General features: G+C 72.7%; 1 protein-coding gene. It reads left to right on the plus strand.

Going from position 1 to position 381, the window contains the following annotated elements:
• Positions 1-91 precede the first annotated feature (91 nt).
• A partial coding sequence (locus tag C7C45_RS35300) for a glycerophosphodiester phosphodiesterase family protein (protein ID WP_280101412.1) occupies positions 92-381 on the plus strand: 290 nt, incomplete at its 3' end.

The raw sequence follows: 381 nt of genomic DNA on the forward strand, positions 1-381 counted from the left end.
CGCCGCCCGCTGGCCGCCTGCTCGCCGCCATAGATGTCCATGCTGTCCGGCGACCGGCGGGAGATGCCCGCCGGCAGGAGGGGATGACAGCGTGCGCACAGTACGCCGTACCGCCGTCGCGGCCCTGGTGGCCGCGACGGTGACGACCGGGCTCGCGGTGCCCGCCCAGGCGAAGCCGCGACCGGACCGGACATTCGACGTGCAGGCCCACCGGGGCGGCCTTGGGCTGCGGGTGGAGAACACCCTCGCCTCCTTCGGCAACGCCCTCCAGCTCGGGGTGACGACCCTCGAACTGGACGTGCAGATCACCGAGGACGGCCAGGCCGTCGTCACCCACGACCGCAAGATCAGTGGCACCAAGTGCGTCGACACCGCCCCGGT

The organism is Micromonospora arborensis (assembly GCF_003205615.1).
In the GTDB taxonomy this organism is placed as follows: Bacteria; Actinomycetota; Actinomycetes; order Mycobacteriales; family Micromonosporaceae; genus Micromonospora; species Micromonospora arborensis.